We start from the raw sequence: 25,362 nt of genomic DNA, 5'->3' as shown, positions 1-25,362 counted from the left end.
AGTTAATACAAGTCACATGATTAATTCAGTGAAGCTAACTATATTACTCTTTCCACATACTTTATTTGCTACTCTTCTCTAAGAATTGAGGTCTTAAACTTAAGACCTCAATGATATTTTGATGGCAGTTATTTTAGCAGTGACAAGCCATGAGGCAGCGCATCACCAAAGACGCGTTTTGATTCGCTATCCGATAACTCTTTAACATCTGTGACGAGACCAAGCCAAGATTCAGGGACTTTGCTCACCTTAAGCTTGTCAATCACTTGCTGGCGGAAGTCATCTGAAATATCAAATAAGCGGTCGCCGGTTTTACGGCAAATCATTACCGTTGCAAATGCTGCCATGGTTTCCTTGTTCCAGTTCTGCTCTAAGAGTTTTGGTAACCATTGCTCGACTTGTTCGCGAGGGATCACGTTGTGCTGGCTTCCGTAAAGTAGGGTACGTGAAGCTAAGCGACCTAATGCCCACCAGTGTGCTTGAGAAAATTGCGCTTGGTTAACCGCTTTACTTAAAAACCATGAAGAGAGTAACACTTTATCTTCAACATCTAAGTGCTCTAACGATGCGGACAAACGAACCATCGCTTCATAGCCTTTATCTTGCGCAGCTTTTGCCGTTGTCGGATTTTTCATTGCGCCTGGATGAAGGTACTTGGCAATGTCAGCTAAGATCGTTTCTTGTTGCTCTTGATTCAATCCACCGGCAATGCGACGCCAGAATACCCACCAATCACTCCAACCTTGATGGTTTTGAAACTGAATGCCTTGTTGATATAAAGACCAAACTTGATCGACACGCCAAGAGTCCGTTGGATCACCAAAGCCAGGTCGTAATGCAAAGCCACTTAAACGTAACCAGTTTTTTTCATGTTGTTCAGAGCGACGACGACGCTTACGACCTTGAGATAATGCATCAAACAACGGACGTAAAGTGAAAAAATCCCACTCTTCACGTTTACCAAGTTGTTTCTCTAAATTTTTAGTCAGGGTTTTTATCTCATTGCCTTCAGCGCTTTTTTTGTTACCGCTATAGAGTTTCGTGATCAGTGCTTTACTGGCTTCAAGGCGAGGGGAGGTGGTGGCTTTCGTTTCATCATTTTTTTGATTACGAACTTCAAACTCCAATTCCCAACGGCGTGTTTGATCATCGACGCTGACACACTCCATTTTTAGTGTGCCGACTTCCGTCAGTTGACAAGCTAACTGGACTTCAACACGCTCTTTCTGGTTTGCTTGCAGTTCGACATTGTCACCAGCAAGCGTTGAAATATAGGGAGGCAGAGGCAAGAACAGATCCGCATCGACCGCAACCATGACACCGTTTTGAACCTGGGTATCTTCGGTTAGCATGTCATGAGTTGAGGTTAATAGGTTGAATCGAACCGGCTCACCAAGTGTCAGAGAAAAACGACGACCAGATAAACGGATCTCTTGTCCTTCTTCGGTTCCTTTCGCCAGCAAGCACAGGGCATTCCCCAGCTTATTTTTCTCTTGCAGATGTAAGAAATAAGAACGAGCAGCACCACCACCAATTTTCAGTTGCGCACCATGGCGAGCTTTACCAAATGCGACAGCGCCTAATGCAACCGCCCAATCGGGATGAGGGTTATCTAACACGCTCACCGATTCGCCGCGCCAGTTGTCGAGCAAGGTGGTCATGCGGTCGGTAATTAATTCACTATTGAACATACCGCCGTTTAATAACAAACCGACAGGAATGGCTGGCTGCTCACTTTCTACGTCGTGATTTAATACATCACGTGCAATCGCTTGGTGCTGAGTCAGAAATTCGGCAATGTGTTTACTAACGGCAGGGTCGGCAACATAAGGCAGACCAAACTCAACCATGGCGCTACGACGTTTATCTGGTACTTGGTCAAAATCGCTAAGTGGGAAGAACCCATCGAGTGCAATGTCATAGACTTCTTGCTTGTTTAAGCTAACGCTCTTGGTTCCGCCTAGTAGCTTTGAGCCACTACCCAGCATCGTAATTTTCACATCATCAGGTGCTGAATGAGAAAGCAGCCCTTCTTTCGCTTGACGAGTTTGTTGAATCAGTTTTGTTAGGCTTGCCGCGGTTAGCTTTTTATTTTGGTTGAAGCGCTGTTCGGCTAAGTGAGCAAGTGCTAAGTCTAAGTTGTCGCCGCCTAACATTAAGTGCTCACCAACACCGATACGATTTAAGCTCAGTTCGCCAGTGTCACTGAATTTAGCTTCGATCAAACTTAAATCCGTGGTACCACCACCTACATCACAGACTAAGATTAGTGGAAGTTGCGCCAACTCTTCATTTGCGCTTGCTTGATGGCGAGCATACCAGTCGTAACAAACCGCCTGTGGCTCTTCAAGAAGGACTAGGTTAGTTAACCCGGCAAGTTGCGCGGCTTCTAGGGTTAATTTACGTGCGGTTTCATCAAAAGAGGCAGGGATGGTAACTACGACCTCTTGATCTTCTAAGCGGTGACTTGGGTTTCGGTAATTCCACGCTTGACGAATGTGGTTCAAATAGCTCGCACTGGCAATAACAGGAGAGACTTTTTCAACATCACTGGCACCCGCCCAAGGCAATATTTCCGAATGGCGATCGACACCTTGATGTGATAACCAGCTTTTCGCACTGGACACTTGTCTGCCTTCTACTTTAGCGCCTAATTCTCGAGCCCATTCACCAATAATGACATGTTGGATATCACCTTGAACAGTTTCAGGTTGCCAAGGGAGAATGAGATCCGTTGGCGAAATTTGGCTGGTGGCGGGATGATAACGGAAAGAGGGAAGTAAAGGTTTACGGACGACTTCACCAGGACCGATTAACTGGTCAATATCAAATAAAGAAACAGGGGAGTGTTGCAAATCATCATTGATTTCACAAAAAGCGACAACGGTATTGGTCGTCCCTAAATCGATGCCGACTAGAAAGCGAGGAGATGGCATAAAGAAACCTCTCAGGGGATAAAATGAAAAAGCGGCGCCCAATGGGACACCGCTTTAATTATAGAACGTTTAAGCGTCTTGTTGTGGTTGGTCTTCTGTAGATTCACGTACGTCATTATCACGCACATCAAACTCTACATGCCATTTTTGACCGTTATCAGCAGCAATTGCTTCAAGGTATAATGTGCCAAGCTCTGTAACACGAGAAGCTAAAGTAACGGGTACCACTTCGCCAATGTTACGACCTTCAGAAACCGGTAATGTCACTTGAATTTCCGGTAACTCTTCAAGCTCTTCTGGTTGCCAGAAGTCTAGGTGTGTACCTGCTTCGTCATCACGGCGAGTGGTTGAGCCAAAGAATTGGAAGTGAACTGGCTGACCGATCACTAGTCCAAACTCTTGACTTGGTACTTGAACGCTAGAGCCTTCTTCCATACCAAATGGCGCAACACAAAGTGCTTCTAATGGTGGAGCCATACCTGGAATCGCTGGCATTGCACTTTCGATACCCACGTAGTAGCTTGATGCGATACCGCCACGAATACGTACGCCTTGACCACGACGAACAGAGCCGTAGTAAGAAGCGCCACTTGCAACGGCAAGATCAAGGTCTAGACCCGTTAGGCGTTTTGCTGCATCCGTACCAGCGGTTTCTAGCCACTGATTAATGGTCGTTTCTAAGCGGTTAGCGAGTAGATCAGACTTCAATACACCACCATTAAACAAGATAGCGGTTGGTTTGATAAAGTCAGTCGCTGGTGCTTCTTCCATGCCAGGCATACCTGCAAACGGGTTATGCTCTTGCGGTGCGGCTGGTTCGTCACTGAGTGCGTTCGCTTGACGACTTAGGAAAGCAGCAATGTGACGAGTAACCGCTGCATCTTGTGCGTACGGTAGACCCATTTGCGTTAATGCACCACGCGCTTTTTGTACTGGGTGTTCGTGAATGGCAACTTGTGGGAAAAAGCCATCAACCAATGTTTGTTGTACTTCTTCTTGTGTCAGTTCTGTTTTCAGTGTTGAACCAAGAAGCTTAGAGCCTCGGCTTGGCACAACAATAGGAACCGATTGTAACTCTGCATCATTAAGTAGTGCTTCTTTCGCATCACGGCAAGCTTGAGTCATTGCTTGAATTTGCCATGGCTGCAGCATCTTACCATCTTGAGCGAGTTTCATTTTTAGGCGGTAAGCCAGTGCTAAGTCCATGTTGTCGCCACCAAGCAAAATATGCTCACCAACGGCAATACGGTTTAGGTTCAGGTTTCCGTCTTCTTCCGTTACAGCAACTAAAGAAAGGTCAGTCGTACCACCACCCACATCGACCACTAAGACAATATCACCCACATTGACTTCATCACGCCAAGTGTCGTTGCTGTTATCAATCCAGCTATAAAGCGCAGCTTGTGGCTCTTCTAATAGTGTTAAATGAGCAAAGCCAACATTACGAGCGGCTTCTGCGGTTAAATCACGCGCTGCTGGGTCAAAAGAAGCGGGCACTGTGATAGTAACGTCTTGTTCTTCTAATGGTGCATCTGGGTGCGCGTGATCCCAAGCTTGCTTTAGGTGATCAAGGTAAAGCTCAGTGGCTTTTAGAGGTGATACTTTTTCCACTTCTTCAGGGCTACCTTGAGGAAGGAAGTCATCACGACGATTAACACCACCGTGGCATAACCAAGATTTAGCACTTGCTACCAAACGAATCGGGCTTTTGCCACCTAGGTTACGCGCAATAGCACCAACTAACGCTTTTGGTTCACTTGTCCATGGTAAGGTGCGAGTTCCATCGCCCATCTCATGTTCATGTGGTTGATATAAAAATGAGCCAAGTTGGAAGCGCTCTTCAACCGTACCAAGAGACGTTAACTGAGGAATCGCCATGACTTCAACGCGCGCATCTTCATCGGTTGTATCAAGGTAAGAGAGTACGCAGTGTGTTGTACCTAAATCGATACCAACGCTGAATGTTGCTTGAGTATTGTCTTGAGAAATAGTCATTATAGTTCCACCTCTGCTGGTGCAATAATTGATGCGTCGTAATGCTCTGATACTTTAGGCAGTTTAATATTAGTTGCTTTCCAGCCTTTGTGGATCAGTGTGCCGTTAAATGGTGCGTTACCCGTTACGTTACCAATTAGACGTACTTCTTGTGCGTTAAAGCCTTCAGCAATAGTGATGCGTGTCTCTTCATCTTCTTGACGGATATGTGCAAGCTCGATGTAATCTTTTAATACTTTTTGACCACCAGAGTGAATCACTCGAGCAGCCGCGCCTACTTCGTCATCAGCGAATGAAGTCAGGTCTTCTTGTAGGAAGTCAATTAGGCGTGACTCCTGTTGCAATAGCGAGAGTAACTGCATCGCTGAATCGGTTGAGGCAGTAGCAAGTTTTGACTCAACTTCTACGATCTTCTCAACGACTTTTTCAACTTCAACGATTTTTTCAATTTCGATAATTTTCTCAACCGGCTTTTCGATTTCAACAATTTTCTCTACAGGTTTTTCTATTACTTTCTCGATAACTTTTGATTTGCGAGATACCGCAATAAGAAGGAGTAATACGCTTGAGCAAGCAAGGCCTGCATGTAGCATATCGAATGTTGTAGGAATTAGGTTTAAATCAAAGTTCATAATGAATTCTCTTTAGATTGATTTAAGTGAGTGTCGATGTGAGTAACACCACTTCAACACTGCATGTAAAACGTTATGTTATACACTTTTATATAGTAAAAATTTGGGGCAGATAATAACATATTCAAGCCCTAAGAAAGGCTGTTTACTGAAATTAACAGTAGAACAAGGCTTGATAGCTTAAAAATACAACGAACTCAGAGGGAATTAAAGAGCAATAAATCTAAATATAAGAGAGATAAGAGATAATAGTCTCTTTCTGTCGGTGAAATGAGCACTTAACAGGTCAGGTGTCGAGATTTATCTTTGGCTCAGGTACAATTCGATATTAACTGAATAGATTAACCATAAGAAATAAGAAGACTGAGTATGAACCATAACAGAGTTGTATGTTTCGATTTAGAGATGTGCTGCTGGAATGTCGATGGGGTAGGCACGACAGGTGAAATCATTGAAATCGGCTTGGCCGAGATTGATTTAGCGACCAACAGTATCGTGAAAAGAGCCCAGTATTACGTTAAGCCAGAGAAAGACGAAGTCTCTTTATTTTGTTTTGAATTAACGGGTATCTCCCCACGTACGGTTGAAAAGCAAGGTCGACCGTTAGCCGATGTCATTAAGTCAATGGTGAAAAACTTTGGTGGACCGAATAAAATCTATGCGGCCTGGGGACGTGACGATCAAATCCTATTTAATGAGTGCAAAGAAAAAGGCTTAGATGCTCCTTTTAAAGAGTTTATTAACTTAGCGACGCTATATCGTATTCAAAATAGAATGAAAGAAAAGCGAATAGGTCATAAAGCGGCGCAAGAAAATAAAAATATAGAGTGGGAAGGTCGACAACACTCTGGTTATGTCGATGCCTATAATTTAGGTAAATTAGCGTTAACTATGCTGTAAAATAAGTGTTATAACGTGCATAGTAAAACGAGGTGTAAGAAAAGTGAATATTTTACTCAGTTGCTAACACTTCTATGACATCAGCGGTTGATAATTCATGCCCCATTAAGAAGAGACCAAGTAACGCATCTGTTTTTTCATCTGTCGTTCCTGCTTCTTCTAATAGTTTTTTAAACCGCTCACGTAGCATGTCGACCTCATGATCTAAGAAGCCACGACCTTCATCATCGCCTTCGGCATCATCAGGTACATTATCAAACTCAAGGAAAAGCAGCTCATCTTTATGTTGAGTTGCAATCAGTCGTTCAGGTAGCCAGTGTTCACCTATAACAACCTCTGGATCATTATAGGTTAAGATAGACTGTAATTTTGTTTGTAATTCAGAAGCTTTCACAAAGAACTCGATAAGTTGGAGTGGAAGGCTATTGTAACGATCAAAATAGAAAAAATAGAAGCAAGAATAGTAAAAAATTGAAGAAAAACTCACAATTGATTAAATCTCGTTCATCGTCGGAGATGTATTTTAAACATGCTTGTATCACATCATTATAAAACCTGGTTAGCTGCCTGTTTGTCCTCTTTGTTTGCAACTGATGCTTATGCTCAAAATGCAGAACAAGAGTGGGGAATTGCTGCTATGTATCGTCTAGCGAGTATTCCTTATGAAACGGGAGAAAGCGATCAGTCGGTGAGTACTTTTGTCCCTATGATGTTTTTTGAAAATGAGTATGTCTATGTAGATGGACTTGAGGGCGGAGTTTTTCTTTATAATGATGCTCAGTCACCTTGGCAAGCGAGCATGCTAACGCGATTACGTTTCATTGATATTCCTCAAAAACACCAAAATGCCATTGAGGGTGATACTGCCGATTATGGCTTTCAGGTGCAATATCAGCTTAATAATGACTGGAAGACGCAAGTTGAATTGATGACAGATAGTGATTATAACTTGCATGTAAACTGGCGCCTGGCAGGAGAGTATCACTATGGAGATTGGCAGCTAAAACCGCATCTTAATTTGCGTTATAAAGATTCTGATTTTAATAGTGCCTATTACGCTCTTTCTGCCGCGACAAATGAAGATATTGGTGCAGGTGTTGATGTCAGTGTAGGCATTAATGCGAAATACCATGTGATGTCTAACTTATATCTGCTGGGTTCAACCTCTTTCACTCGTTTAGATGATAATGCCTACCAAAGCTTTGCCGTTGATAAGCGTTATGAAGGTGAAGTGTTTTTTGGCTTTGGCTTTTTTAATAATAAAGATAAAGCACCTAAATCTCAGTTAAGCAATAAACCCTATTTACGTGTCGCTCATGGTTGGGCGACGCCTTCAAATATGGGCGACATCTTGAAGTTTAATCGAGTAAAAGACCAATACAATAATCAGATGAGTTCAGTGTTTTATGGTCACCCGTTAACCGATGAACTGTTTGGTTTGCCTCTCGATATTTACTTAACGCCTGGTATTGCTCATCACTGGAGCTCAAAAGTTCAGCGAAGTAGCACCGAATTTATTGTGGCGATTAAAGCGTACTATACGTTGAATTGGCCGACGACCTGGCGTATTGGTGTTGCGGAAGGGATGTCATACATCGACAATGTCACCTATATCGAGCAAACTGAAATGGATGAAAAAGGGTATGTTGCTAGCCACTTGCTCAACTATATGGATATTTCTTTTGATGTGAATATTGGCGATTTAATGAATAAAAAAGAGCTAAGTAACATGTGGTTAGGTTACTCCATGCATCACCGTTCAGCTATCTTCGAGCAGTCTTCGCAGTATGGTCGTATTAAGGGTGGCAGTAACTATAATACTATCTACCTTCAGTATGAGTTTTAATCTTTCAATATAGCTCCTTGTCTTTTTTATCAAGGGGCTAGGTATGAAGACCTTAATGGCGAATACCACTTTAATGGTGGCTGCTATTGAGGCCTTTTTATTAATGTAATCAAGTAGGCTGTGATACACTTATCACAGTTTTAGTGAGTAAGAATAGGAATTGCTTTGACCTCGTCGCAGCCAGAATCAGACAAAAACACCCCAACAGCATCTACCAACAACGCTGCTTCACTACGTAAAGCCCTAAGCGAATGTATGATCCGTGATCGTTTTCGTTTAAGTAAGCGCATTGCGGGTGCTAACAAAATTAAAAAACCAGAGGCAAAAAACACTGTCTTTGATGAAATTGCTTTAGATATCGCAAAATCAATGATGATTGCAGGCCAAAGAGCCTCTCATCAGCCAACCATTGAATACCCTGAAATCCTTCCTGTTAGTCAAAAGCGTGATGATATTGCTAAAGCGATTTCTGAAAACCAAGTGGTGATCATTGCTGGTGAGACAGGTTCAGGTAAAACGACACAAATACCAAAGATATGTACGGAATTAGGTCGTGGTCAATTTGGCCTTATTGGTCATACTCAACCTCGTCGTCTTGCTGCGCGCTCTGTTGCTGATCGTATTGCAGAAGAGATGGAAACGACACTTGGTGAGTTTGTTGGTTATAAAGTTCGATTTAATGATCAAATCTCTGATCGTACTCAAATCAAGCTAATGACCGATGGTATTTTGCTGGCTGAAATCCAACATGACCGTTTTCTAAATCAATATGATACGATTATTATCGATGAAGCTCATGAACGTAGCTTAAATATTGATTTCATCATGGGTTACTTGAAAGAGTTACTGCCACGTCGCCCTGATCTGAAAATTATCATTACTTCGGCAACCATTGATCCTGAGCGTTTCTCAAAGCACTTTAATAATGCCCCGATCATTGAGGTATCAGGTAGAACATACCCAGTGGATACTCGTTATCGTCCACTCGGTGGTGAAAATAGCGATGAAGATCGTGATCAAATGGAAGGCATTTTCGATGCTGTCGATGAACTGTGCGATGAAGGTGGCTTAGGCGACATCCTGATCTTCATGAATGGTGAGCGTGAAATCCGTGATACCGCCGATGCATTAAGTAAGCGTAAGTTACGTGATACTGAAATTGTACCTCTGTATGCACGCCTTTCTGCTGGTGAACAAAACAAGATTTTCAAACCTCATGCTGGTCGCCGAATTGTATTGGCAACCAACGTGGCGGAAACATCATTAACCGTGCCTGGCATTCGTTATGTTATCGATCCAGGTACCGCGCGAATTAGTCGTTATAGTTACCGTACCAAAGTTCAACGTCTGCCAATAGAAGATATTTCTCAAGCAAGTGCTAACCAGCGTAAAGGTCGTTGTGGCCGTGTTGCAGAAGGTATTTGTATTCGTTTGTACTCAGAAGATGACTTTTTAGCGCGCCCTGAGTTTACTGATCCTGAAATTCTGCGTACTAACTTAGCATCGGTTATTTTACAAATGACGGCTTTAGGCTTAGGCGACATTCAAGCTTTCCCATTTGTAGAAGCGCCAGATCAACGAAATATTCAAGATGGTGTACGTCTGCTTGAAGAGCTAGGCGCTATCTTAACGGATAAGCAAAAAAGTAATACTAAGCGTCTAACGCCAATTGGTCGTCAACTGGCGAAACTGCCAATTGATCCTCGTCTAGCGCGTATGGTTATTGAAGCACCAAAGCACGGTTGTTTAAAAGAAGTGATGATTATTGCTTCAGCGCTTTCTATTCAAGATCCACGTGAGCGTCCTTCAGAGCATAAGCAGTCATCGGATGATAAGCATAAACGCTTTTTCGATAAAGAGTCTGACTTTATTACTTTTGTAAACTTGTGGGATTATATTAAGGAGCAACAAACGTCGCTCTCTAGTAACCAATTCCGTAAGCAGTGTAAGCAAGATTATTTGAACTATTTACGTGTGCGTGAATGGCAAGATGTTTACTTTCAGATCCATCAAGCAATGCGTGAAATGGATACTAAGCTGAATGCTGAACCTGCGAGTTATCAGTCGGTTCATACTGCTTTACTTGTCGGTTTGCTTTCGCACATTGGTGTAAAAGATCAGGAAAAAAATGAATATCAAGGGGCTCGTAATGCGCGCTTCCATATTTTCCCTGCATCTGGATTATTTAAAAAGCAGCCTAAGTGGATTATTTCTGCTGAGTTGGTTGAGACTTCAAAACTGTGGGGTCGCATCATTGCCAAAATTCAACCTGAATGGGTCGAGCCGGTTGCTAAGCATTTAATTAAGCGTAGTTACAGCGAACCTCATTGGTCGAAGAAGCAAGCGGCAGTCATGGCACATGAAAAAGTCATGCTGTACGGGATCCCAATTGTTCCAAAGCGTTTAGTTAACTATGGCGCTATTGATCCAACCGTCAGTCGTGAAATTTTTGTTCGTAGCGCTTTGGTTGAAGGTGAGTGGGAAACAAAACACGCCTTCTTCAAACAAAACCGTAAGCTACTGCTTGAGGTTGAAGAGTTAGAACATAAATCTCGTCGTCGTGATATTTTGATTGATGATGATGAACTGTTTGATTTTTATGATCAACGTGTCAACACTGAGGTGGTATCAGGTCGTCACTTTGATAGCTGGTGGAAGAAAACCAGTAAGAGCGAACCTGAGTTATTGAACTTTGAAAAAGAGATGTTGCTGCGCGGTGATGCCAGTCATATCACGGATTTAGATTACCCGAACTTTTGGCACCAATCAGGTATGAAGCTGAAATTAAGCTATCAGTTTGAACCAGGTGAGGATAGTGATGGTGTAACGGTTCATATTCCATTGCCGATCTTAAACCAAATCGATCAAAATGGTTTTGACTGGCAAATTCCAGGTTTACGTCATGAGTTGGTGGTTAGCTTGATTAAATCATTACCTAAGACGTTACGACGTAACTTTGTACCTGCGCCGAATTATGCCGATGCATTCCTATCACGTGTGGCGGCAATGGAAGCCCCTTTACTCGATACTCTAGAGAAAGAGCTGCGTCGCATGACAGGCGTGGAAGTTTTGCGTGAAGATTGGAAGTTAGAGCAAATTCCAGAGCACTTAAAAGTAACGTTCCGAGCGGTTGATCATCGCAAGCGTAAGCTAAAAGAGCATAACAACTTGCACGAGCTAAAAGAAAGCTTGAAAGAGAAAGTGCAGGAGACGTTATCTCAAGTGGCTGATGATGACATAGAACAGCAAGGTTTACACACTTGGAGCTTTGGTGAGTTACCTAAAGTTTATCAACAAAAGCGCGGTGGTTTTGATGTTAAGGCATACCCAGCCTTAGTTGATACAAAAGACAGTGTGGAAATTAAGCTGTTTGAAACCGAGCAGGAGCAGACGTTAGCGATGCAAGCGGGTCAACGTCGCTTGATTTTGTTAAACATTCCATCACCAATTAAATACTTACATGCAAACTTACCGAATAAATCAAAATTGGGTTTGTACTTCAACCAATATGGTAATGTGCTTGATCTGATTGATGACTGCATAGCATGTAGCATCGATAAGCTGATTGAAGAAAAAGATGGTCTCGTGTGGGAATCAAGCCAGTTTGAAGCATTGAAAGAGCATGTTCGTGCTGAGCTTGGAGATGCGGTGGTTGAGATAGCACAGCAAGTTGAAACCATCCTTACGACAGCGTTTAGTATTAATAAAAAGCTTAAAGGTCGTATTGATTTTACGATGGCGTTTGCACTCTCTGATATTAAGGCTCAAATTGAGGGGCTTATCTTTAAAGGGTTTGCAACCGAGTGTGGATGGAAACGTCTACCAGATATCCTGCGCTATATGCGTGCCATTGAAAGACGTATGGAAAAGCTGCCGACAGATCCAAATAAAGATCGACTCCATATGCTGAAAATTGAGTCAGTAACGAATGATTACAAAGAGTTACTTAATAAGATACCTAAAGGCATGGATATCCCTGATAATGTAAAAGAAATACGCTGGATGATACAAGAATTGCGAGTAAGTTATTTTGCTCAGCAGTTAGGTACCCCTTATCCTATTTCGGATAAACGAATTAAGAATGCAATTGATGCTTGTTAGGCATACTTTTTGCTTTGTTATTAAGTAGTGGCAATTTAACAGCGATCAATAAAGCATAACCATACTGAACAGTGGCTTAGTATGGTGTGTGAAGGAGTGATCGCTCATAAAACAAGAAGGTTTAAAATGAAAAAGACGTTACTAGCACTGGCTCTAATCGGTGCATCTTCAACAGCAATGGCTGATGCATTAATTTATGCTGGTGCTTCTGTAGGTCAATCGGATTACAACAGTAGTACAGGTACGGCAATGGGTTTCCATGTTGGTACAGGTCTTCTACCTATCATTGGTGTTGAAGCGGGTTATTGGCAACTTGGTGATCTTGATGTAAATAGTGGTGCTGCAGATTTTTCAACTTGGTACGCTGCAGTAAAACCAAGTATTGATCTTGGTCCTGTCCACCTTTACGGTCGTGCTGGTTTACACAGCTATAATGTTGACTACACAAAAGGTTATACTGGTTCAACTAGTGGTACATCAATCATGTACGGTGTTGGTGCAGAGTACTTTGTATTTAGCATGCTCTCAATTGGTGCTGGCTACCAAAACTTTGCTGATGTTAAGACAAGGTCAGGTAAACATAACGTAGATAGTTTTACTGTTAATGCCACTTTCCACTTTTTATAAACGCTAACGTTTATTGGCTTAATTGAATAAAATTAAAAAGTGCCAGTATTTTATCTCTTTCTAGTCGAAAGGATAATACTGGCGCTTTTGTTTATGGATTATGCTGGTGTTAGCCGTTAAACCAAACGACAAAGTTGTAAACAAATGGTGCTAAGACAGAGGTAATAATGCCGCAGATAACTAAAGCTAATGAGCTAAACGCAGCGTCAACAGGATCCCTTTCAGCACAAGCAGCTGTTCCGACGGCGTGAGATACAGTACCCATGGTTAACCCTCTTGCAATAGGCTGAGTAATATTAAGTAAGTTATAAATTGGATAAGCAGCAATGCCACCAAAAAGACCAACGATGAGGACAAGAATCGCAGCAATCGCTGGTTCGCCTCCTAAATGACTTGAGACTTCCATCGCGATAGGTGTTGTTACTGATTTACCTAATAAGCTGGCAATTAATTGCAGATCGGCTGAAAAATAGATCGCAATGAGTGACGCGCTGAACATAGATAGCAAACAACCTAATGTGCAAGCGAATAGGACAATTTTCCAACTTCGGCGAATTTGTGGTAGTTGTTCATAAAGCGGGTAGGCTAGCGCAACAACGGCAGGTTGTAGTAAGTAGCTGATGATTGAGTTGTCACTATAATACTCATCAAAAGGTATATTAAAATAGAGTAAAATAGGAATGATAATCGCGACACTGAGAAGAAGTGGATTCATCAGTGGGTGTTTCATTTTGATACATAACCAGCGAATAAAGAAAAAGACCACTAAAGTAACGATTAACCACATGATTTATCTCCCTTCTTTAGCATTCGATCTAAGATAAACCCCAAGGTTACGATAACAAATAGCGTGCCACCAACAGCGCTAGCAAAGATAGGCAGTGCATTATTTATCAACATGTCAAAATGCTCCATTAATCCCACGCTGATTGGAACAAATAATAAAATCATAAAACGGATGATAAGGTGTGCGCTAGGTTGTACCCAACGCACGGGAACGAGACCAGATGCTAATAGAGTGAACAAAATGAGCATCCCGATAATACTACCTGGGATCGATATCGATAGTAGGTTTTGAATTCCGTTTCCCGCAGTGAGACAAGTGAGGATGATGGCAAAAGAGATAATATAGCCGAATAATATTTTTGCGGCTTTTTGTAGGTTCAGTGATGATATTGGCATGATCTATTACTTTATCAATGGATAAGACTGCGAGCTAAAGAGCGATTCAATTGAACCGCTCTATATGTATATTATATAGCTAAGAGACGAGTTTTTGTACGTGTTGGTAAACTAATTTTAATACCGCTATTTTCTTTTCGTCACTCTCATGTTCATGAACTAAGTTTTCTAAATTGATGCTGTATTCTGGCAAGTTACTTTCAAAATAATCTCGGCAATGATCGAGCCAACGCTGTCGTTCAGGTTCACTTAATGTCGATGGGTAGTGGCGAGCACGATAACGGAATAGCAGTGGTTCAATACGAGGATCGTTAAAAGTAATATCAAGTGATCCTAGATCTTCAGGTGCCGCTTGGCGAATAATATCCATTGCTGCTCTATCGGCAGGTGAGAAAAAGTTCGCATAAAGCTGAGTGTCGACATTATTGTTATCAGGGTAGCTACGCTCGTTGCTATATAAGGTGACTAGTTTATCTCTTAGCTCAGTGTGTTGACGTAAAAGCGCTAAATTTTTCAAGCACTGCTCTCGGTCAATACCAATATACGCTGCATTGTCAGCTGTTAATGTTTTGGCTGGTGCAAGAATAGGGCACTTATTTAAATGAACCAGTTTGATAGGCACTGGCAGTTCATCTTCTGCGAGATCATTGCGTTTAGTGTATAGACGCTCTAATAGTGCATCGCCTTCTAGTTCTAATAAAGCACTTGGATCTTTAGCTAGATCGACAACAATGACCGCATTATTATTGGTTGGATGCCAGGCAATAGGCACGACCCAACTGGTATAAGCACAGTCACGGCCAAGCATACCCGATACATGCATTAATGGGGTCATGTTGACGATATCGACTAAATCACTCAATTTACGTTTATTTCGCATCGAGTATAAATAGTCAAACATTTTAGGTTGTGCGGTTTTTAGCTTCTTCGCCAGTTCAATAGTGGCAATAACATCGGCCATTGCATCGTGAGCATTGGCATGTTCAATACCGTTGGCAACAGATAGATGCTCCAGTTTAAAGCTTGGGTAGCCTTCGTCATTGGTTGGCCAGTTAATGCCATCAGGGCGTAAGGCATGGCAAGCACGCATCACATCTAATAAATCCCAGCGAGAGTTACCATTTTGCCAACTCCAAGCATACGGATCGATAAAGTTGCGGTAGCAGGTATAACGTGTCACTTCATCATCGAAGCGGATACTGTTATAGCCTAAGCTCGTTGTATTTGGTTTCGATAACTCTGCGTGGATCTTGGCGATGAACTCAGGCTCTGGAAGTCCTTGGCTCTGGGCTTTTTGTGGAGAAATCCCCGTTATTAGTGCGGCTTCAGGCGAAGGAAGGTAATCGCTAGGTGGTTGGCAATAGATAACAAGTGGCTCGCCAATAATGTTGAAGTCTTTATCTGTTCTTACACCAGCAAATTGACTTGGACGATCATTGGCAGGGCTAACACCCCATGTTTCGTAATCGAAGAAGAAGAAAGTTGGTTGTTGGTTTTGCTGCATGTAAATTACCAAATGATAAAGAGAATTAAGGGTATTAGACCATTGGTAGCAAAACTTAGCAATGCAGTGACACAAAGCTAACTACCAGATTTGTATAATAATAGCTTATAAATTGAGCGCCTACCTTATTTGTTGTAAAAGCGAGGTTTTTGAATGGAAACAAAACAGGTATTATAGCGTTAATAGAGAAATAACTTTGGGTAGAACATGGCTAAGTTAACGTTACAAGAGCAAATGCTAAAAGCTGGTTTAGTAAATGAAAAAAAGCTAAAGAAAGTAAAGAAAGGCGCGAAAAAATCACGCGTACAAGCACGTGAGGCAAAAGAAGCCGCTGAAGCAAATAAAATTGCCCAGCAGGAGCGTGATAAAGAGCTCAATCAAAAGCTTAAAGATGAGCAGTTCCAGAAAGAGATTAAAGCGCAAATTAAGCAACTTATTGAAATGAATAAGATTGACAGCAATAGCGGTGATATCAAATATAACTTCACTGATGGAACGCTGGTTAAGTCTTTTTATGTTGATGACATGACACAAAAGCAACTGGCTAATGGTGTACTGAGTATTGCTTACCATGGTGAAGGTTACGCCGTTATTCCAACCGTTGTGGCAGAGAAAATCGCTCTACGTGATGAGTCGATGATTGTTGAAACGAAACAACGTCAAGAAGATACGCTTGAAGAAGATGACCCGTATAAAGATTTCGTCGTGCCAGATGACTTAATGTGGTAATTGATTTGATTAATATAAAAAAACCGCTCTTTGATGAGCGGTTTTTTTATGTCGGGATAAAGTTCTGCTGGTGAAATTACCAATCAGATAAAGCTCAAGGCTCTATTTTTTACCGACACCACGATTTTCTTTTTGCGCTAAAGTCAGCTTAGAAAAACCGAGTTTTCTGAAATGATTATCACGGTAATTACGTACCGCTTTTGTATCTGAAATCATTTCAATTTGTTGTTCCATTTTTAGATATTCACGAATATCAATGCCTTCCGCTTCTGCGACGGCTTCTTGAATATTGCGGTGTTTTTCATAAGAAAATACTAATGTTTTGTCGACGTCTTTGTAAGTATAAAGGATTGTACGTGCCATAAATTTCTCTTTTACATGCTTGATACAAGGGAAAGCTAAGCGATTAGACGATCCCTTGATTATTAATGACTAGATTCTGCCTTGAAGTGGGATGATTGTCACGCTTTCCCCTTCTTTTACTGTATCAACGGCAGGTGATATTTCAATTAAGCAGTTTGCTTCACTCATTGAACGTAAGATCCCTGAGCCTTGTTTACCAGTGGTCTTTACTTCTAATTGACCTTGCTGATTAAGCTGATAAATACCACGGCTAAATTCTGTACGACCTTGACGAGAGCGAAGTGGCTCTAATGCAATCGCACTTGACTTAAGCGGTTGCCAATCGGGTTGGCCTTGCATTTTTCTTATTGCAGGTTCAACAAAATTAATGAAAGAGACCATAACGGCAACAGGATTACCTGGCAGACCGAAAAATGGCTTTTGATTAATTTGACCAAACGCTAATGGTCGACCTGGTCGCATGTTAATACGCCAAAAATCAATATTACCTAAACGCTCTAAGGCTAACTTGATGTAATCAGCGTCACCGACAGAAACCCCACCAGACGTGATCACCATATCGGCTTGTTGTGATGCATTAGTGATTGCACCCATCATAAGCTCTTCATCATCTTCGATAATACCGAAATCTAACACGTCACAGCCTAGCTTCTCTAGTAAGCCTATGAGAGTAAATCGATTTGAATCAAAGATCGCATTGCTACGCTGCTCGCTACCTGGCGCTTGAACTTCATCGCCTGTTGAGAAAATAGCGACTTTCATTTTCTTTACAACATTACAGCAATTAAAACCCAGTGAGGCCATCATGCCCATTTCCGGAGACTGAATTCGTGTACCTTGGCTAAAGACTTGTTGACCCATCGCTAAATCTTCACCAGCTTGGCGAACATTTTGCCCAGCTTTAATGAATGTATCAGGGAAGGAAACAGTGCTGCCATTGTTACCACACACCGCTTGCTCGCGCATAACAACACTGCCGGTACCTTCTGGCATAGGTGCGCCGGTCATGATTTTTACCGCTTGCCCCATCTCAACTTGCTGTTCATAAGCATGACCCGCTAGCACTTCAGCGACAACTTGATAAGAGTTACGAGCTAAGTCTTCATTAATAATCGCATAACCATCCATCGCAGAGTTGGTGTATTGCGGAACATTGATTGGCGAAATGATCGATTCAGCTAAAATGCGTCCATACGCTTTTTCAACCGCAACATTTTCTTGTTCAGATAAAGGGTTAACTAAAGAGAGAATTTTTTCTTGGCCTTCAGTGACCGATAAAGCGGCTGGCGCTAAAATGTCACAGCAGCCAGTCACTTTCTCTTTTGGCGCTGAAACTTCAGTACTATTCGTTACGCTGTCACAGTAGTTTACGTTCTTTGTCACTTTTGGATCATATTGTTCAGCGTAATTGATAACAAACTGAGCAATCGCATCGATGTCATTAATCGACATTTGTGGCAAATGGCTTGCGACAGTGGTATCAGCTGCAATGGCAATAATGTTGTCATCATTATCATAAAGCCATGGCTTACCTACTGATTCACGATGCAGTTCAATTTTAGGGAAAGCGATATTCTTACAGCCTTCAACTAAAATCAGATCCAGCGCTTGCGCATCGAAACGCGTTAGTAGGTAGCCAAAATCGGCTTCTTGCTCTGGCGTTTCCGTCATTAAAGCATGGCGATTGCGCGATGAGATAAGCATCTGACTTGCGCCAGCTTTACGTAAGCGATAACTATCTTTGCCAGGTTTATCGACATCGAAATTATGGTGAGCGTGCTTTAATACACCAACACGTAATCCAGCCTGTGTTAGCTTAGGGAGCAATACTTCAAGTAAGGTCGTTTTTCCTGTGCCACTATACGCAGCAAATCCCAACAATGGCAGGTGAGGGCGCGTAAAGTGAGGCGCAGCTGTTGAATGGCTTTTCATGAGTTCAAAGTTCCAAATTGTTGAAGTTCTTCTGGTGTGTTCAAGTTGACGAAGCAGTTAGGAGAGTCACTAAAGTCGACATATTTAGTATTACACTCTTTGTATAATAAAATGATCTTTCTATCACCGCGCTGTAAAAAAGCATCAAGCTTAGGTAGCACACGTTTGTGATAGAGTGTAAATACCGGTTGTTGAAAGTCGCCATCATGAGCGACAAGAATATCAGAGTCACTTTCAACGTGAGCGCAGAATCGTGCTACCAGATCATCGTTAATTTGTGGGCTATCACAAGGCACAAAGCCAACCCAATCGCTTTTAGAGTGACTGAGACCCGCATGAATTCCCCCTAGTGGTCCAGGGTAATCAGGAAAGGTATCACTAATCACAGGAGCAAATTTTTGATAGCTATCTTGATTACGATTGGCGTTGATAGTAATAGCTTGAGTTTGTGCTAATAATTTATCTAGAACGTGCTCAATCAGAGGCTTACCGTTGAGCTTAATGAGACCTTTATCTGTCCCTCCCATGCGGCTAGCTTGACCACCCGCTAAAATCACCCAACTAGTTTGTGCTGGAAGTAACATAGGAACTCTCTTGTCGATTATTTTTCGGGATCATATGCAATAAAGGAGATTCAATCAAAGTGGTCTCTTTTATCCACCATTGTTTTTTACATAGATCGGTTAAGGCATTCGTTTGGTGGCTAGTGATCACCAAGCTTGCTCCACGATCAATAAGATCTTGCGCCATAATGACCAAACGCTCTATTGATTCTTGGTCAAGTGAAGCGCTGGGTTCATCCATTAATAAAATTGATGGTTTTAAAATCCACGCTCTTGCCATTGCCACTCGTTGACGCTCACCACCAGATAATACCGAGATATGCTCATCAGCAAGAGTCTCTAACCCAACCATCTTTAGGGCATGAATCACTTGCGTACGAATATCTTGGGCTGTATTCAAGTGAGAATGTTTTTTATCAAGCAATGGGCTTTTATCAAAGGATTGATAGCGAATACCATAAGCGACATTTTGATAGACGCTGCCATCAAAAAGGTAAGGCGTTTGGTGTAGGTAAATTACCCCTTGATTCTTTTTACTTAACCCTAGCTTTGACCAAAAAGAGCGCAGAGGTGGGGCAAGTTCACCGCTACTTGGTTTAATGAGGCCGGCTAAGATCTTTAATAGCGTCGTTTTACCAACACCATTATCGCCTTTTAAATAAATCGTATCATTAGGACCGATAGAAAGCTCCGGGATATGGAAGAGTACCCGGTCTTTAAAGCGCATTGAGAGTTGTTGTGCTGTTATCTTTATGCTCATACAGCCTTCTATGTTTTCATATAACCTTTGCCCCTCATTGAAGAGAGTGCAAAGTTAAGCACTAATGCTAAAGCAAGTAAGACAATACCTAGCGCGACACCTTGTGCAAACGCGCCTTTATGACTTTCCATAGCAATGGCAGTAGGAATATTACGAGTCATACCCATAATGTTACCACCGACCATCATCGAGCATCCTACTTCGGTTACAATGCGTGAAAAAGCACTAACAGCAGCAGCCATAAGAGGAAAGCGTGTTTCCCAAATGAGTGTGCCAGCAACTCTTGGTAGTGAGGCACCAAGCGTTATTGCTGTTTCGACTACTCTGCGGTCACTGGCTTGCAGCGCGGCATGCATCATTGAAATCAAAATAGGGAAGCAGATGATCATTTGTCCTAATATCATCGCCCTTTGGCTAAATAGCATTTGCCAATCACCTAATGGGCCTGCTCTAGATAATAGCATATAAAGCAGTAAACCTATCACCACCGTAGGGACAGCTTGTAAGGTGTTAATGATCGATAGCAGTACCCATTTGCCCGTGAAATCGGTATAGGCAAAAATAAAGGCAATCAAAATAGAGGGTAGCAGCACTAACGATACAGCGGTCAGTGATACACTAAAGGAGACCGCAACGATCTCCCATAGATTACGATCAAAGCTGAACAATAGTTGCAGGGCTTCTAACGTTGTTTGCCATAAACTCATTCAGCACTTGCCACAAAGAGTTGTTGACCATTCAGCTTAAACTCATTGATCAGTTGCTGACCATTCGGGTGTACTAACCAATCACTAAAAGCTTTTGCACCATCGTAATTAATGTCAGCGTAACGTTTCGGGTTCACTAAGATCACTTGGTATGGGTTAAATAGGCTTTCGTCACCTTCAAATAAAATATCCAACTCGAGTTTATTTTGGTAAGCCAACCAAGTACCACGATCAGTGATGGTATAAGCTTGCATTTCTGATGCCATATTTAAGGTCGGTCCCATGCCTTGACCCACTGAGCGGTAACCACCAAAGTTTGGTTCAATTTTGCTTTGTGACCAAATAGTCAGCTCTTTTTTGTGAGTCCCTGAATCGTCACCACGTGAAATAAAGGTGGCATTTTGCTTCGCGATATTTCCAAAGACGCCCTCAATTGTGTTTTCAGCCGTGATTTTTGCCGGATCTGAATCTGGGCCCACAATAACAAAATCGTTATACATCAGTTTTTTTGGTAAGACGCCATATCCGTTTTCAACAAATTCAGCTTCGGCTTCAGGTGCGTGCGTCATGACTAAATCAACATCACCATTTTCACCCATACGTAATGATTTCCCCGTACCCGCTGCAAGTACATCAACTTTATAGCCGGTATCTTTTTCAAACTGCGGTAAAAGAAAATCCAATAAGCCTGAGTGGTATGTGCTGGTGGTTGTCGCTAAACGAATGTGAGGTAATTCAGCGGGGTTAGTGTCAGCAAAGGAAGAGAAGCTAATTAAAGAGCAAGCAGTTAATGTTGCAATTATTGATTTCATAAGGGGGTCCGTTGTATGAATTTATGAGGTTATCTTCTGATAACTATCTGTTTATATTAATCCGATTGGTTGAACTACTGCAATAGCAATGCCAATAATAATACTAACGTAAAAGGCGCATAGAAAGTGAGCTAATAAGCTATTATTCAAACAATTATGAGAAATAAAAAGAAATGAAAGACAAAATGTCTCAGGTGGTCGATAGTTTAATTTGTCGAAGTTGGTACACTCTGTCCTATTAACGTTAAATGAATGATTATATATGTCTCAACCAATTGATTATAACAATATGAATCAGTATCGCGCCTTTTCCATTTTAGTTGTCGATGATGAAGAAGGTATGCAGGCGATCTTAAAAAAAGCACTGGGTAAACTGTGTGATAAAGTGGATTGTGCCGGTTCAATTGAACAGGCTGAAGCATTAAGAAAAAGCGATCACTATGACCTCATCGTATTGGATATCAATTTACCAGGTCGTTCGGGTATTGATTGGGAAGAAGCGTTTAACGATCCAGAGAAAAAAGCCGACATTATCTTTATGACAGGTTATGCGGATTTAGAAACCGCCATATCAGCTTTAAAATTAGGTGCAGCAGACTTCATTCTCAAGCCATTTAACTTACAGCAAATGATCCAAGCCACGCAAAAGTGCATGGATAAGAGAATTACTCAGAGATTGCAATATGCGCTGCGAATGGATGTTAGCCGCCATATAAAAACCGAATTGATAGGTCAATCACAACAGACCAATGCTTTAAAATGTTTGATTAGTCAATTTGCACCTTCACGAGCTTCTGTGCTGATTGAGGGTGAATCAGGCACGGGGAAAGAGTTGGTTGCTCGTGGTGTTCATGAGGCAAGTCAGCGTATAGGACCATTTGTTCCAATTAACTGTGGGGCGATTGCGCCAGAATTGCTTGAAAGTGAGCTGTTTGGTCATACCGCTGGTGCTTTTACTGGGGCGAAAAAGAGTCGTGAAGGGTTATTTCGAGTTGCAGATGGTGGCACCTTATTTTTAGATGAAATTGGTGAAATGCCTTTAGCGATGCAATCTGCACTTTTAAGAACTTTAGAGCAGCGCACCATTCGTCCTGTTGGCTCCGAGAAAGAAATGCCTGTCGATGTACGTGTTGTCGCTGCAACCAACCGTAATTTAGAAAAAGAGGTCGAAAAAGGCAGCTTTAGGCAAGATCTCTATTATCGTTTAAACGTACTTAAAATCGAAGTACCAAGCTTGCGTGCTCGTAAAGACGATTTAAATGAGCTGGTGCCGTATTTCACCCATTTACTTTCGTTAGAGTTAGGCATACAAGAACCGCATTGGGCACATGAAGATATTCAAGCCATTCATGATTACGATTGGCCAGGCAATATCCGAGAGCTAAAAAACCTCATTGAACGTTGCCTATTATTAGCGAAACCACCAGCTCACTATTGGCGAGAAATTAAAGGTATCGTTGAATCAGATACAGTAAAGCCAGTAACGACAGCGAGTCATGATCAACCTCAAGTAAATGTTGTTGCTGAGAAAACAGAACATGGTTACCCGAATGAATGGTGTTTAAAGTCGGTAGAGAAAGCCCATATTCAACAATTGGTCACTTATCATGATGGTAATAAATCCGCCGCAGCACGTGACCTAGGTGTCGCCCGTAAAACACTAGAACGTAAATACAAAGAATGGGATAGCGATAGTAATGAATAATAAGGAGTCTGAGTCCCATCTACTAAACGTGAATACTTGGCATCAGCGCATTACAACCATGGTGCGTTATCGCTTATTATTTCTCACTTCAGCGCCTATTTTTCTTACTATGTTCGCTTTAATGGGAATGACGTTATATTGGTCGGTTCATTACACTTGGAATAGTGCTTTAGTGAATGTATCAGAGCGTTTAGATGTGGCTGATAATAGTTTAAGGCTGCTACAAAAGAGCCAAGTTGACCATATGACAGCATTTAAACAATCCTATGACTTTAGAGTGAGGCTAAATAATGCAGGAAAGGACGATTTAGCCTCTTGGGTATCGAAGCAAAAACACCAATATGAGTTGGATTTCTTGCATTGGCGACCAATTAAAAACGTCAGTGAGGTGTGGCGTTATTTTGAATATAGTCGTAAAGCCTCTTTTTTTGATCGCTTAGAGAGTAATGAGTTAAGTCAATTAGATGCAGAACTCGTTAAGCAGGCTGAAGTGCCATTAATTGAATCCGATCAGGTAGAACGTAATGGTTTAGTCAGCCGAACGATTTTGCCGGTATATAACGAGTCTAAGCAAATTATTGGTTTTTTAGATGGTGGCTTGCTATTAAATAATAGTAGTTTGTTTGTTGATAAAATTCGTGATCTCATTTATCCACTTCAACAAGATAGTGAGCGACCATTAGGGACCGTCACTATCTTCCTCGATGATATTCGTGTCAGTACCAATGTGCCTTTAGATAGTCAATCACGGCAAGGGAGAGCGATTGGTACTCGCGCTTCTAGTGAAGTAAAAAAACAAGTTCTTGGTGATGGTAAAGAGTGGCGGAGTCATGCCTATGTGCATGATGCTTGGTATATCTCTGCCTATCAACCTCTATATGATAAATCAGGTGATGCCATAGGAATGCTATATACGGGCTATTTAATTTGGCCACTCATTCAAACCTATATAACCAATATTGGTGAGCTGAGCATCATTATCATTATCTTATTACTGGTGTCGGGTGTTGTCGTGTATCGGGGCGCGAGAGACTTATTTAATCCAATAGAGAAAATTCACAAAGTCGTTAAGCAGGTCCAGTTGGGTGAGGATAAGCGTATCGGTCGACTTGGTTTAAATGATCAACATGAACTCGCTCAACTGGCCAAACAATTTGATAATATGCTCGATCTGTTGACGCAACGGAACAATGAGATTCAGCAGGGTGCGCAAGAGTTGGAAGATAAAGTCCGAATCCGTACCGCCAGCCTAAATGAGAAAACTCTACAGTTAGAGCATCATATAAACCTTTTGCATCAAACACGTAATAAACTCATCGTAAATGAAAAGTTAGCGGCGCTGGGGGAGCTAACAGCAGGTATCGCTCATGAGATCAACAACCCTACAGCGGTTATCTTAGGCAATGTTGAACTGATTAAGTTTGAGCTTGGTCAGCATGCAGAGAGTGTGGATGATGAGATAAGTGCTATCTTGACTCAAATTGATAGAATCCGAAATATCACCCGTAGCTTATTGCAATACAGTCGTCAGGGCGGGGTTCAAGATGAAATTACTTGGCAGCACATTACCCCGATCATCGAAGAGAGTATTACCCTTGTTAAAACGGGCGCTAAGAAAAAAGGCATCAGCTATCAAGTCTCTTTACAAGCTAAAGTGTCGGTGGAAGTCAATCGCAATCAGCTATTACAAATATTGGTTAACTTACAGATGAATGCGATTCACGCCATGAACGGTGAAGGGCAGTTATCGATAAGTAGCGAAGACTGGGTTGAGCAAGGATTGACACTAGGGGCAATCATTCATATTCAAGATCAAGGCTGTGGAATTAAACCAGAGCAGTTAAAGCGGATCTTTGATCCATTTTATACTACCAAGAGAGATGGTACTGGCTTAGGTTTATCTGTTTCGCAAAGTATTCTAAGTCATACTGGTGGCGAAATACGCGTGACTTCAGAGGTTGGCGTTGGTAGCTGCTTTAGTATTTATTTACCTTCGAAAGCCGAACATGAAGGTGAAGAGCGAATTCTGACCATTTCTTAATGGCAGCCTCTTGAATTAACAAAATGG

The 25,362-nt window shown here is 41.9% G+C and carries 20 protein-coding genes; 7 read left to right on the top strand and 13 right to left on the bottom strand.

The genetic code is table 11. From position 1 onward, the window contains the following. Positions 1 to 128: 128 nt before the first annotated feature. The 3 genes from BCU68_RS00470 to BCU68_RS00460 all read right to left on the bottom strand — a co-directional run bounded on the left by BCU68_RS00470 (position 129) and on the right by BCU68_RS00460 (position 5,563). Positions 129 to 2,936: an Hsp70 family protein gene (locus tag BCU68_RS00470; RefSeq protein ID WP_102562828.1), complete on the bottom strand. Its 2,808-nt coding sequence runs from the start codon at positions 2,934 to 2,936 to the stop codon at positions 129 to 131. A 69-nt stretch (positions 2,937 to 3,005) separates the two neighbouring features. Next, positions 3,006 to 4,931 carry an Hsp70 family protein gene (locus BCU68_RS00465; RefSeq protein WP_102562827.1) on the bottom strand — a complete coding sequence of 642 codons (1,926 nt, stop codon included), beginning with the start codon at positions 4,929 to 4,931 and terminating at the stop codon, positions 3,006 to 3,008. After that, on the bottom strand, positions 4,931 to 5,563 hold the full coding sequence (locus BCU68_RS00460; protein ID WP_102562826.1) for a DUF2760 domain-containing protein: 633 nt from the start codon (positions 5,561 to 5,563) through the stop codon (positions 4,931 to 4,933). The genes BCU68_RS00465 and BCU68_RS00460 overlap by 1 nt, the downstream gene beginning before the upstream one ends. 369 nt (positions 5,564 to 5,932) lie before the next feature. Between BCU68_RS00460 and BCU68_RS00455 the strand changes: the two genes are divergently transcribed. After that, positions 5,933 to 6,463, top strand: a complete 531-nt coding sequence (locus tag BCU68_RS00455; protein ID WP_102562825.1) for a 3'-5' exonuclease — start codon at positions 5,933 to 5,935, stop codon at positions 6,461 to 6,463. 52 nt (positions 6,464 to 6,515) lie between these two features. Here the strand turns inward: BCU68_RS00455 and BCU68_RS00450 are convergent, their stop codons facing one another. Next, on the bottom strand, positions 6,516 to 6,857 hold the full coding sequence (locus BCU68_RS00450; RefSeq protein WP_102562824.1) for a hypothetical protein: 342 nt from the start codon (positions 6,855 to 6,857) through the stop codon (positions 6,516 to 6,518). Positions 6,858 to 6,992: 135 nt separating this feature from the next. Here BCU68_RS00450 and BCU68_RS00445 point away from each other — a divergent pair, with 135 nt between their 5' ends. The 3 genes from BCU68_RS00445 (at position 6,993) to BCU68_RS00435 (ending at position 13,037) form a co-directional block, all read left to right on the top strand. After that, on the top strand, positions 6,993 to 8,309 hold the full coding sequence (locus BCU68_RS00445; protein ID WP_102562823.1) for a MipA/OmpV family protein: 1,317 nt from the start codon (positions 6,993 to 6,995) through the stop codon (positions 8,307 to 8,309). Positions 8,310 to 8,474: 165 nt separating this feature from the next. Then, positions 8,475 to 12,410 (top strand): ATP-dependent RNA helicase HrpA, encoded by a 3,936-nt coding sequence (gene hrpA / locus BCU68_RS00440; protein WP_102562822.1) that lies wholly within the window; start codon positions 8,475 to 8,477, stop codon positions 12,408 to 12,410. 126 nt (positions 12,411 to 12,536) lie between these two features. Next, positions 12,537 to 13,037: an outer membrane beta-barrel protein gene (locus tag BCU68_RS00435; protein ID WP_102562821.1), complete on the top strand. Its 501-nt coding sequence runs from the start codon at positions 12,537 to 12,539 to the stop codon at positions 13,035 to 13,037. A gap of 109 nt (positions 13,038 to 13,146) precedes the next feature. Here BCU68_RS00435 and BCU68_RS00430 read toward each other — a convergent pair whose 3' ends face one another. From BCU68_RS00430 to sbcB, 3 genes are all read right to left on the bottom strand, one after another. Then, positions 13,147 to 13,824 carry an LrgB family protein gene (locus BCU68_RS00430; protein WP_102562820.1) on the bottom strand — a complete coding sequence of 226 codons (678 nt, stop codon included), beginning with the start codon at positions 13,822 to 13,824 and terminating at the stop codon, positions 13,147 to 13,149. After that, positions 13,815 to 14,219: a CidA/LrgA family protein gene (locus tag BCU68_RS00425; RefSeq protein WP_102562819.1), complete on the bottom strand. Its 405-nt coding sequence runs from the start codon at positions 14,217 to 14,219 to the stop codon at positions 13,815 to 13,817. The genes BCU68_RS00430 and BCU68_RS00425 overlap by 10 nt, the downstream gene beginning before the upstream one ends. A gap of 79 nt (positions 14,220 to 14,298) precedes the next feature. Then, a complete protein-coding gene (sbcB, locus tag BCU68_RS00420; protein WP_102562818.1) occupies positions 14,299 to 15,723 on the bottom strand; it encodes an exodeoxyribonuclease I in 1,425 nt (474 codons plus the stop codon). Between the two features lie 207 nt (positions 15,724 to 15,930). Here sbcB and BCU68_RS00415 point away from each other — a divergent pair, with 207 nt between their 5' ends. Next, the gene (locus BCU68_RS00415) at positions 15,931 to 16,452 is read left to right on the top strand and encodes a DUF2058 domain-containing protein (RefSeq protein ID WP_102562817.1); all 522 of its coding nucleotides are present in this window, start codon (positions 15,931 to 15,933) and stop codon (positions 16,450 to 16,452) included. A 102-nt stretch (positions 16,453 to 16,554) separates the two neighbouring features. On the opposite strand, the gene BCU68_RS00410 is transcribed toward BCU68_RS00415, so the two are convergent. From BCU68_RS00410 to BCU68_RS00385, 6 genes are all read right to left on the bottom strand, one after another. Further along, positions 16,555 to 16,815, bottom strand: coding sequence for a DUF2960 domain-containing protein (locus BCU68_RS00410; protein WP_102562816.1), 261 nt, complete (start codon positions 16,813 to 16,815; stop codon positions 16,555 to 16,557). 69 nt (positions 16,816 to 16,884) lie between these two features. Continuing rightward, positions 16,885 to 18,747 (bottom strand): bifunctional molybdopterin-guanine dinucleotide biosynthesis adaptor protein MobB/molybdopterin molybdotransferase MoeA, encoded by a 1,863-nt coding sequence (locus BCU68_RS00405; protein WP_102562815.1) that lies wholly within the window; start codon positions 18,745 to 18,747, stop codon positions 16,885 to 16,887. After that, a complete protein-coding gene (mobA, locus tag BCU68_RS00400) occupies positions 18,744 to 19,331 on the bottom strand; it encodes a molybdenum cofactor guanylyltransferase MobA (protein WP_102562814.1) in 588 nt (195 codons plus the stop codon). The genes BCU68_RS00405 and mobA overlap by 4 nt, the downstream gene beginning before the upstream one ends. Next, complete coding sequence (locus BCU68_RS00395) at positions 19,309 to 20,070, bottom strand: energy-coupling factor ABC transporter ATP-binding protein (protein ID WP_102562813.1); 762 nt, start codon at positions 20,068 to 20,070, stop codon at positions 19,309 to 19,311. Before BCU68_RS00395 ends, mobA begins: the two co-directional genes overlap by 23 nt. Positions 20,071 to 20,078: 8 nt before the next feature. Then, positions 20,079 to 20,777 carry an ABC transporter permease gene (locus tag BCU68_RS00390; protein ID WP_102562812.1) on the bottom strand — a complete coding sequence of 233 codons (699 nt, stop codon included), beginning with the start codon at positions 20,775 to 20,777 and terminating at the stop codon, positions 20,079 to 20,081. Next, the gene (locus BCU68_RS00385; protein WP_102562811.1) at positions 20,774 to 21,589 is read right to left on the bottom strand and encodes a substrate-binding domain-containing protein; all 816 of its coding nucleotides are present in this window, start codon (positions 21,587 to 21,589) and stop codon (positions 20,774 to 20,776) included. The genes BCU68_RS00390 and BCU68_RS00385 overlap by 4 nt, the downstream gene beginning before the upstream one ends. Before the next feature lie 262 nt (positions 21,590 to 21,851). On the opposite strand from BCU68_RS00385, the gene BCU68_RS00380 reads away from it, so the two are divergent. Together BCU68_RS00380 and BCU68_RS00375 are read left to right on the top strand one after the other, a co-directional pair. After that, positions 21,852 to 23,294, top strand: a complete 1,443-nt coding sequence (locus BCU68_RS00380; RefSeq protein ID WP_102562810.1) for a sigma-54 dependent transcriptional regulator — start codon at positions 21,852 to 21,854, stop codon at positions 23,292 to 23,294. Positions 23,295 to 23,352: 58 nt separating this feature from the next. After that, positions 23,353 to 25,335, top strand: a complete 1,983-nt coding sequence (locus tag BCU68_RS00375) for a HAMP domain-containing sensor histidine kinase (RefSeq protein WP_102563150.1) — start codon at positions 23,353 to 23,355, stop codon at positions 25,333 to 25,335. The last annotated feature ends 27 nt before the right edge of the window (positions 25,336 to 25,362 follow it).

The organism is Vibrio sp. 10N.286.49.B3, assembly GCF_002873395.1.
Classification (GTDB): Bacteria; Pseudomonadota; Gammaproteobacteria; order Enterobacterales; family Vibrionaceae; genus Vibrio.
Note: the sequence above shows the minus strand (reverse complement) of the source record. Positions and strands in the feature narration are given on the sequence as shown.

Bases quoted from the DNA above. Each gene is read 5' to 3' on its own strand.
- BCU68_RS00460 (WP_102562826.1), bottom strand. From the start codon at position 5,563: ATGAACTTTGATTTAAACCTAATTCCTACAACATTCGATATGCTACAT.
- BCU68_RS00465 (WP_102562827.1), bottom strand. From the start codon at position 4,931: ATGACTATTTCTCAAGACAATACTCAAGCAACATTCAGCGTTGGTATC.
- BCU68_RS00385 (WP_102562811.1), bottom strand. From the start codon at position 21,589: ATGAAATCAATAATTGCAACATTAACTGCTTGCTCTTTAATTAGCTTC.
- BCU68_RS00390 (WP_102562812.1), bottom strand. From the start codon at position 20,777: ATGAGTTTATGGCAAACAACGTTAGAAGCCCTGCAACTATTGTTCAGC.
- BCU68_RS00405 (WP_102562815.1), bottom strand. From the start codon at position 18,747: ATGAAAAGCCATTCAACAGCTGCGCCTCACTTTACGCGCCCTCACCTG.
- BCU68_RS00445 (WP_102562823.1), top strand. From the start codon at position 6,993: ATGCTTGTATCACATCATTATAAAACCTGGTTAGCTGCCTGTTTGTCC.
- BCU68_RS00375 (WP_102563150.1), top strand. From the start codon at position 23,353: ATGGTGCGTTATCGCTTATTATTTCTCACTTCAGCGCCTATTTTTCTT.
- BCU68_RS00430 (WP_102562820.1), bottom strand. From the start codon at position 13,824: ATGTGGTTAATCGTTACTTTAGTGGTCTTTTTCTTTATTCGCTGGTTA.
- BCU68_RS00395 (WP_102562813.1), bottom strand. From the start codon at position 20,070: ATGAGCATAAAGATAACAGCACAACAACTCTCAATGCGCTTTAAAGAC.
- BCU68_RS00415 (WP_102562817.1), top strand. From the start codon at position 15,931: ATGGCTAAGTTAACGTTACAAGAGCAAATGCTAAAAGCTGGTTTAGTA.
- BCU68_RS00410 (WP_102562816.1), bottom strand. From the start codon at position 16,815: ATGGCACGTACAATCCTTTATACTTACAAAGACGTCGACAAAACATTA.
- sbcB (WP_102562818.1), bottom strand. From the start codon at position 15,723: ATGCAGCAAAACCAACAACCAACTTTCTTCTTCTTCGATTACGAAACA.
- mobA (WP_102562814.1), bottom strand. From the start codon at position 19,331: ATGTTACTTCCAGCACAAACTAGTTGGGTGATTTTAGCGGGTGGTCAA.
- BCU68_RS00470 (WP_102562828.1), bottom strand. From the start codon at position 2,936: ATGCCATCTCCTCGCTTTCTAGTCGGCATCGATTTAGGGACGACCAAT.
- BCU68_RS00425 (WP_102562819.1), bottom strand. From the start codon at position 14,219: ATGCCAATATCATCACTGAACCTACAAAAAGCCGCAAAAATATTATTC.
- BCU68_RS00380 (WP_102562810.1), top strand. From the start codon at position 21,852: ATGTCTCAACCAATTGATTATAACAATATGAATCAGTATCGCGCCTTT.
- BCU68_RS00435 (WP_102562821.1), top strand. From the start codon at position 12,537: ATGAAAAAGACGTTACTAGCACTGGCTCTAATCGGTGCATCTTCAACA.
- BCU68_RS00455 (WP_102562825.1), top strand. From the start codon at position 5,933: ATGAACCATAACAGAGTTGTATGTTTCGATTTAGAGATGTGCTGCTGG.